Here is an 8421-nt window from a genome sequence, read left to right as displayed (position 1 = left end):
GGCAAATATTCCTCAAGTGATTTAACTTTAATCAAATTTAAATTATTATTTAATTTTCAAATACTTAAATAAAAATATCTAACTTAAATTATCTTATTAAAACTCAATTTGGTTAAATATAAATCATATTTATGATTTTGATGAACCCTATTTATTATAAAAATTGTCTTGTCAATGCAAAATTAGTCTAAAATATAGAGTGTTTGCGATAATCCCAAGTCATTTTTATTTTTTTCGAAGTTCTCTAATTTTGAGAATTTACATTCGCATTTATATCCATTTTGTCTGGATACGCTGTCTAGGTTTCCTCACACCTTAAGTGACTCAAATAACTTATTTTAAGGTCCCCCTTACATGAAAAAGTTTTTGAAATACCTTCTGGTATTAATCATTCTTATTTTAATTGCAGGCATTGCATTCTTGTTTAGACCAACAACGTCAAAACAAGTTGAAACTGCAAAAGATGAGCCAGTTGTTGATGCTGTTCTTGTTGGCGGCGGCATCATGAGTGCCACTCTCGGTACTTATTTGACTGAGCTTGAACCAAACTGGCAAATTCGTATGTACGAACGTCTTGACCAAGTTGCTCAAGAAAGTTCAAACGGCTTTAACAATGCCGGAACAGGCCACTCTGGCTTTATGGAAATGAACTATACCGAAGAGAAAAACGGTAAGATGGAAATTGCCAAAGCTGAAAAAGTTGCTTCTCAATTTGAAGTCGCTAAACAGTTCTGGTCATATCAGGTAAAACAAGGCGTTTTAGCTGAACCTAAATCATTCATTAACCCAGTTCCTCACATTGCTTTCGTTTGGGGCGATAACGTTCAATTCTTAGAAAAACGTTATGCTGCCATGATTCAAAGCCCGCTGTTTAAAGGCATGAAATTTACTGAAGACCCAGCTGTAATTAAACAATGGGCGCCTTTAGTGATGAATGACCGTGACCCTAGTCAAAAAGTTGCAGCAACCCGTATGGATGTTGGCTCTGACGTAAACTATGGCTCAATCACTAAACAATTAGTGAGTCATTTAAATCAAAACCCGAATTTCAAATTACAGACATCAACTGAAGTGACTGGCATCAGCCAAAATGATGACAAAACTTGGACTGTGTCTTTCAAGAATTTGAAAACTGGTAAAGTAGATCACGTTAAAACACGTTTTGTATTTATCGGTGCAGGTGGTGCAGCAGTTAAATTATTGCAACTTACTGGTTTACCAGAAGCTAAACAATATGCTGGTTTCCCTGTTGGCGGTGAGTTCTTAATTACGGACAACCCAAAAATTACTGCAGAGCACACAGCAAAAGTTTATGGCCGTGCTGAACTTGGTGCGCCTCCAATGTCTGTACCACACATTGATACGCGTTATATCGACGGTAAAAAATATGTATTGTTTGGCCCATTTGCAACCTATTCAAACAAGTTCCTGAAAAATGGTTCTCAGCTTGACTTACTTGCATCAACCAACAAAAACAACGTTTTACCAATGACGACTGTTGGCTTGGAAAACCTTGATCTTGTTAAATACTTGGTTAGCCAAGTCATGATGTCAGATGAAGACCGTCTCAATGAACTTCGTAAATACTACCCAGATGCGAAAGCTGAAGATTGGCGTTTAAGCCAAGGTGGTCAACGTGTTCAGATCATCAAAAAAGAACCGGGCAAACCTGCAACGCTTCAATTCGGTACAGAAATCTTTGCTTCTAAAGATGGTGCTGTAACTGCATTGTTAGGTGCATCTCCTGGTGCTTCGACTTCTCCATACATTATGCTTAACTTGCTTGAAAAAGCGTTCCCTGAGCAAACTGAAGGTAAGTGGAATCAGAAGCTTCATGAAATTGTAGTGTCTTATAAACAAGACTTGAGCAAAGACCCTGTGTTACTCGACAAAGTTCGTCAATACACAAGTTCTACGCTTGGCTTGAACTATACATCTCCGTTCAAAGCTGCAAACGATGAAACTGCTGCTGCCCCAGTTGCAAAAGCAAACTAAATTTGACGATGTATAAGTAAAATATCAAAAGGATGAATTTCGATTCGTCCTTTTGTTTTTTAAGCTCCAACTTGAGATATTTAGATTCGCTATGACGCCTTTAAACTTATCATCTCGCCTCTTATCCTTTGGTTTTAAGCTCGTGCTTGTTTTGCTACTGGCTTATCTTTTGGTAAGCGGGTTTTATATGTGGATGATTGGCGGTACAGCCATTTATGTCAGCTCAGCCGTATTACTTACTCTAACTGCTTATGCATTTAAGCTCGGTAAATATCAAAAGCTATGTTCTGTTTTAAATGTGCTGATGAGTACAGTGGCGTTATATTTCAGCACTGCTCATTTATTTTTCTCCCCTGTTCAATACTTTATATTTTTACCTGCCTTATTTTTTGTTTTATTGGCTTTTGCTCGCCTCAAAAAAATTCAAAGATTATATAAAGTTTTAATATTCATTAGTTTATTGATTTGGTCAGGCATACATTTTACGCAGCTTGAGCAACTTAATGCCTATTATAAAACGCAGCACACAGGTGAAAGTTGGCAGCAATATGGCGCGCTATAAAATCGTTTTTTATTCTAGATTTTCAATTAAAGATATTTTCATTTTCACATGAAGTTCATCAGTAAAACTGAACATCGTTTACAGAATTCCTCTTAAGAAAAAATATTCATAACAATCTAATTTATTTAGAAATATATCGAGCATATTCGCGATTGAACACAATTCATCTACACGTTAGATTAGCTGAATTATTTTTCTCCCTTTATGTTGTAATTTATGAAGATTTTAGATGGCGGTTTAGGCCGTGAATTGGCCCGTCGTGGCGCTCCATTTCGTCAACCAGAGTGGTCTGCGCTTGCACTTATTGAAGCACCTGAAACAGTAAAAGAAGTACATCTCGATTTTATTAAGGCTGGTTCAGAAGTCATTACCACTAACAACTACGCAGTTGTGCCATTTCACATTGGACAAGAACGCTTTGAAACTGACGGCGTGCGTTTAATTAAAGTTGCCATCGAACAAGCAAAAAATGCAGTTAAAGAAAGCGGCAAAAATGTCAAAATTGCAGGCTGCTTGCCGCCGTTATTTGGTTCTTACCGTGCAGACTTGTTCCAACCTGAACAGGCTAAAAACCTTGCTGAGCCAATCATTAACACCTTGGCACCAGAGGTAGATTTTTGGCTCGCTGAAACCCAATCGTGCTTAAAAGAAGTCGAAACGGTACATGCGTTATTACCACAAGATGGTAAAGACTATTGGGTGTCATTTACGCTGCAAGATGAAATTAAACAAGAACAAGCACTACTTCGTTCTGGCGAAAACATGCAACAAGTGGCTGATTTCATCAAACAATCAAATGCCAAAGCAGTGTTGTTTAACTGCTGCCAACCTGAAGTGATCTTGCAAGCAATTAATGAAATTAAAGGGCTTATTCCTGAATCTGTACAAATTGGTGCTTATGCCAATGCTTTCCCACCGCAAGATGAAAGCGCTACTGCCAACGATGGTCTGGATGAAATTCGTAAAGACTTAGATGCTCCAGCTTATCTTGATTTTGCTAAACAATGGCAACAAGCAGGTGCAAGTTTAGTAGGCGGTTGCTGCGGTATTGGACCAGAACACATTGCTGAACTTTCTCAATTTTTTAAAGAATAAATACCATGTCTGCTGCCAAAATTGGATTGTTGTCGCTTACAGCGCTGGTATTTAGCTCTATGGTGGGGTCAGGCGTTTTTAGCCTTCCCCAAAATATGGCTCAGGTTGCCAACGGCTCTGCCCTTCTTGTTGCATGGCTCATTACCGGAGTCGGCATTATTTTCTTGGCTCTCACGCTGTTACATTTAACCCGTCAACGACCAGACCTTGACGGTGGCATTTATAACTATGCGCGCGAAGGCTTTGGAGACCTGATTGGTTTTTGCTCGGCTTGGGGCTATTGGTTGTGTACCACCATTGGTATTGTGGGTTATGTGGTGATTGCCTTTTCCGGCGTCGGCATGTTTACCGACAGCAAAGACCACGTTATTTTTGGTGAAGGCAATACGCTCTACTCACTGATTGGCTCAAGCATTTTTGTATGGCTGGTGCACTGGTTAGTGAGTCGAGGCATTAAAGAAGCGGCAATTGTGAATTTACTGGCAACCATTGCCAAAATTATTCCAATGGTGGTTTTCATCTTCTTTACTTTCATTGCCTTTAAGTTTGATTTATTCAAACTCAACTTACATGACTTTTCTTTGCAAGTTCCGCTTTGGCAGCAAGTGAAAGACCTGATGTTGATTACCCTTTGGGTATTTACGGGTATTGAAGGTGCTGTGGTTTTATCATCACGTGCAAAAAAACGCCATGACATTGGTAAAGCGACCATTTTAGGTGTGTTACTGGCGTTAACTTTTTACGTGATGGTAACCGTATTGGCTTATGGCGTGGTGAGTCGTGAAGCGCTTGCTGGCATGCACAACCCATCTATGGCGACCATTTTGCAGCAACTGATCGGCTTGCCGGGTACCATCATTATTACCATCGGGTTGATTATTTCCGTTGCATCGTCTTATTTAAGCTGGACTTTGTTTGCCACTGAAATTCCATTTTTGGCTGCAAAAAATGGTGCATTTCCTAAATTATTTTTAAAGAATAATCAGAACAATGTACCCATTTCATCGCTTTGGCTAACGACGCTTGTCGTACAAGGCTCACTCATTGCCGTATATTTTTTCAATAAAAACTATACCCAGCTTTTATTGATTTCATCGGTCATGATTTTACTGCCTTATTTTCTGGTGTCGGCTTTTTATCTGAAAGAGTCCTTTCGCCATAAACGCACGCCGCATATTGCGATTGCAAGTGTCGCTTCAATCTATGCACTTTGGTTGCTCTATGCAGCAGGTTTAGACTTACTACTCTTGTCTGGCGTGTTGTATTTGGTCGGCTTGGTTATTTTTTCAATCAGCTATTTTGAGCATAAAAAATCGCTCAAACAAAACCAGCTTAATTAATTATTTCAACCACTGTTGACTCAGTTCAGCAGTGGTTTTCTAAAAACAAAAATTTCTATTTTGAAGGCTGCGTCTGCTTTAAGTGTAATCGCAAAATACGGCGTAATTCTAAAATTGCCTCAGGGGTGGTTTGAATCGAATGTCCACCTTTAATGATCAACTCCGACTGCTCCCCACCCAAATGCGAACTTTGATAAGGCACAATCCCATCACTGCTTTTTAACTTATCTGCTGTCCCGTTAATATTGCCCATAATTGAGTGATAGACTACTTGTGGCGATGGTTGAATAGCGTGGGTAAGCTGCATAAAGTTAGAAGAACGACTTAAATCACTTGCTCCATTTTCAATTATGCCTTTTCTAAGTTTAGTATTTTTTTCATCTCTCATTTCAACTGCAATAAAAAAGTCCGCAGGTATACGGATAATTCGGCGGGCAATTTGGGTAAACCATCGGTCAGCATAGTCCGTACCACGATGTGGTGCCGAAACAAATACAACTCGATTAAAGTATGGCAATGCTTTGAACTGAAAACGCTCACGAATTACCGGATTTTCTTTTAAGCGCTTTAACTGTGCTTCATTCATTTTTTGTATGGCTAAATCGGAAACATCAGCATTACTCACCAATAGGCGGCTAATGACTCCGCCCATACTATGCCCAACCAATACCGCATCATCTGCCGCATAGCTGTCTTTGGCAATGTTTTGAAAAGCCTGATTCAGTAAAGAATAAATCTGAAAACGACTTTCAATAATAGGCATATTGGTTGAATAGAACACCTGCCAAACTTGATAGTTTTTCCTTAATTCGGCATCACCCATAATGTCATTGGTTAGACTCACCCACGCCTCTGGGCTACTTGCTAAACCATGAACAAACACAATGATTTTCTTATTTGGGTTAAAAGGTTCCAGCATATATAAATGCGGCATGATCAAATTGGTTTCTTTATTAATTAAAGACCAATAGCCTGCTGCACCTAAATTATATTTCGATAGCCACAGCCCATAAGGTGCCGAATAGTTTGCAGTGAGCGGATAGTCCACGCCTTCAACCTTTACACGATCTTGTCGATATGGATCGAACATCGCAATTTCTAACTCCGCCCCAGCAATCACCTGATCGGCTGTAGCTTTTTGTTTTGGATAAGCAATCGCAGTAACCGGAAAGAAGCGCGGTAAATGTATGTTTGGATTATTCTGGTGAACATAAAAAGCATCGGGGTCTAAAATGAAGCCATGATTTACATCATTTTCTTTACGCCCGACAATAAACTCTGCCCCTAAACCATCCTTACGGTTGACGGTATTAAAGCCAGAAAAGTTCATGTTATAACTTGAGCGAAAAGTATCGACATCAATCTTTTGTACATCTAATGCATGGTCAAAATTGACGTGGTACTCATGCCCATCTGCTTTAAGCAATGGTGGAAAACGATGCGTATTTAAATGATTAAAATACGTGGTCATAAGCTTCGACAAGGCAACGTTATAAAAAATACGTACCTGATTTTGGCGATGGTCAAATACCCGATCGAACGGCGACTCTTCCGAGTCAAACAAATAGACATAGCTATAGCGCAAGCTTTTATCAAACAGCGCTAACTCTTGCTCAAGGCAACTGCTACTTTTATTAATAACATTACACTGGCTGCTACGCCCAACGTCTAAAGCCTTGGCTAAATAAATTTCACTCAGCGCAGCATAGCGTTCTTCTCGGCTGCTATTTTCGGACAGACTCTGAATTTTATTTAAACAATCATCAAAATTTTGCAGACAAGTTTTTTCATTTTCTTTAACCAAATACAGTAAGTTTTGAGTTTGATGGCTTAAGGTATTTGCGGTCAAAATACTTTCATTTTTACTATTTAAAGCACTGCTTAAATTAGTTTCTTTCAAATGAATAACCTGACAGCCACTGAGCAAAGCCATTATTGTTATCAATGAATAATGGTAAGACTTTGTCATTCTGCATTCCTTAATCGAATGTATTCCCCATCTGGTCATTATGCCTGTAAAGCCGTGAACGAACAATTTCGGCTCAGCTTCTGTTTATCTTTATTGCGAAAAAGCCTGAACTCATTTTAATTCAGGCTCATTTGTTATTTTTTCAAATCAAGCTTGGTTGAACTTTTGCTGTGAAGCTAAATATGAAAAATACAAAATGGGTAAGATAAACGGCGCTACACTCCAAAAATCAAAATAGACATAAAGTACCGCTCCCAAGAAAGCACCAATGACAAACCCTATTACAATACTGGCACTTTTTAGAAAACTAGCCCGATTGGCTGCGTTATTGTTTTTTAGTAAGTTGGCAATATCAATACCGAGCTGGGTAGTGTTGCCAGTCATCATAGTACTAGGGCTAATATTTTTAATGAGGGTTTTGCTTGAAGTATTACGAATAGCCAAAGCAATTAAACCCAGTCCTCCTGTTACCGCAACTGTTAGTGCATCCGGATCTTTAAATGGCTCAAAGTAAAGTCCTGCCACCATGAAGGCACATAGAAAAATAGCTTCAAATAAAAATAAATAAGACAGTGTTTTATGCTTGACCTGACTACGGTCAATTAACAGTTTGGTAATCACCACTGTCAAAATAAATAGCGGGATAGCTGCGAGCTTTATCCACAAACCAGAGCCGCCTTTAACCATTGCAGCCCCTGCTAACACCAAGTTTCCCGTCACATGCGCGGTAAAAAATCCAAACAAGGCAATAAAGCCGATAGTATCAATCGCCCCACCCACCATGGTCAGCAAAACAGGATCTCGACATATTGCCCAGGTACTTTCTGTCTCTTTTTGAATTGGGGTATCTGCCATATAAAATATCCTGTTAAATTAAAATCTTAAAGTAATTAAGTTGTATATAAATGATTTAAAAATGAATAATGCTAAAACGTTTATGAAAGCAAAAAACGATGTAAAAAAATAGGGTGCGTAATGTCGTAACACTGTCTTTAAAATGGCAACAATCAAAATTGAATATTTTTAAAACAATAAACTGTTCTCAGCTTCAAATCAATTTGACCTCTAAAACTGTTCTAACTATGATGAAGCCGTGAGTTTTTCCAGTATTTAGCATGAATTCGATTGTGCTAAGTGATTGATAAAGAAAACAACAATGACGAGAAGGAACATGTCTTTTTATAATTTTTTAATTTTTTTAGGTGGATTATTATTTGTATCGATCACCTCTGCTGGCTATAAAAGCAATGCACATCGTGATTTCTATTTAAAATGCATAGCGGCAGGCCATAGCCGATCAAGCTGCACATGTATTTATCACCGTTTAGAGCGCCAATACTCTCCTAAACTTATGAATAAACTTGGAAGTTTAAGTTTACAAAGCCCCGAAGTACCGCGTGATTTTGTAAAAACCATGATGCGTACTATGCAACAGTGCAGATCATAAATCTTGCTTAAAT

7 protein-coding genes are annotated in these 8421 nt (G+C 38.6%); 5 read left to right on the top strand and 2 right to left on the bottom strand.

The features are described from left to right. Positions 1-354 precede the first annotated feature (354 nt). The 4 genes from mqo to HUN22_RS13630 all read left to right on the top strand — a co-directional run bounded on the left by mqo (position 355) and on the right by HUN22_RS13630 (position 4992). Positions 355-1995 (top strand): malate dehydrogenase (quinone), encoded by a 1641-nt coding sequence (mqo, locus tag HUN22_RS13645; protein ID WP_174730385.1) that lies wholly within the window; start codon positions 355-357, stop codon positions 1993-1995. A 91-nt stretch (positions 1996-2086) separates the two neighbouring features. After that, positions 2087-2557 carry a hypothetical protein gene (locus tag HUN22_RS13640; RefSeq protein WP_174730382.1) on the top strand — a complete coding sequence of 157 codons (471 nt, stop codon included), beginning with the start codon at positions 2087-2089 and terminating at the stop codon, positions 2555-2557. A 216-nt stretch (positions 2558-2773) separates the two neighbouring features. Then, on the top strand, positions 2774-3652 hold the full coding sequence (locus tag HUN22_RS13635; protein ID WP_081175003.1) for a homocysteine S-methyltransferase family protein: 879 nt from the start codon (positions 2774-2776) through the stop codon (positions 3650-3652). 5 nt (positions 3653-3657) lie between these two features. Beyond that, complete coding sequence (locus tag HUN22_RS13630; RefSeq protein ID WP_174730379.1) at positions 3658-4992, top strand: basic amino acid/polyamine antiporter; 1335 nt, start codon at positions 3658-3660, stop codon at positions 4990-4992. 55 nt (positions 4993-5047) lie between these two features. On the opposite strand, the gene HUN22_RS13625 is transcribed toward HUN22_RS13630, so the two are convergent. Together HUN22_RS13625 and HUN22_RS13620 are read right to left on the bottom strand one after the other, a co-directional pair. Then, complete coding sequence (locus HUN22_RS13625) at positions 5048-6961, bottom strand: alpha/beta fold hydrolase (protein ID WP_174730375.1); 1914 nt, start codon at positions 6959-6961, stop codon at positions 5048-5050. A 147-nt stretch (positions 6962-7108) separates the two neighbouring features. Continuing rightward, entirely contained in the window at positions 7109-7816 is a 708-nt protein-coding gene (locus HUN22_RS13620; RefSeq protein WP_174730372.1) for a YoaK family protein, read from the bottom strand. Between the two features lie 316 nt (positions 7817-8132). Between HUN22_RS13620 and HUN22_RS13615 the strand changes: the two genes are divergently transcribed. Next, positions 8133-8408 (top strand): hypothetical protein, encoded by a 276-nt coding sequence (locus HUN22_RS13615; protein WP_174730369.1) that lies wholly within the window; start codon positions 8133-8135, stop codon positions 8406-8408. Positions 8409-8421 lie beyond the last annotated feature (13 nt).

This window comes from Acinetobacter lactucae (assembly GCF_013344765.1).
Taxonomy (GTDB): domain Bacteria; phylum Pseudomonadota; class Gammaproteobacteria; order Pseudomonadales; family Moraxellaceae; genus Acinetobacter; species Acinetobacter lactucae_A.
The sequence above is the reverse complement of the archived record's forward strand: the minus strand, read 5'-3'. Positions and strand labels throughout refer to the sequence as shown.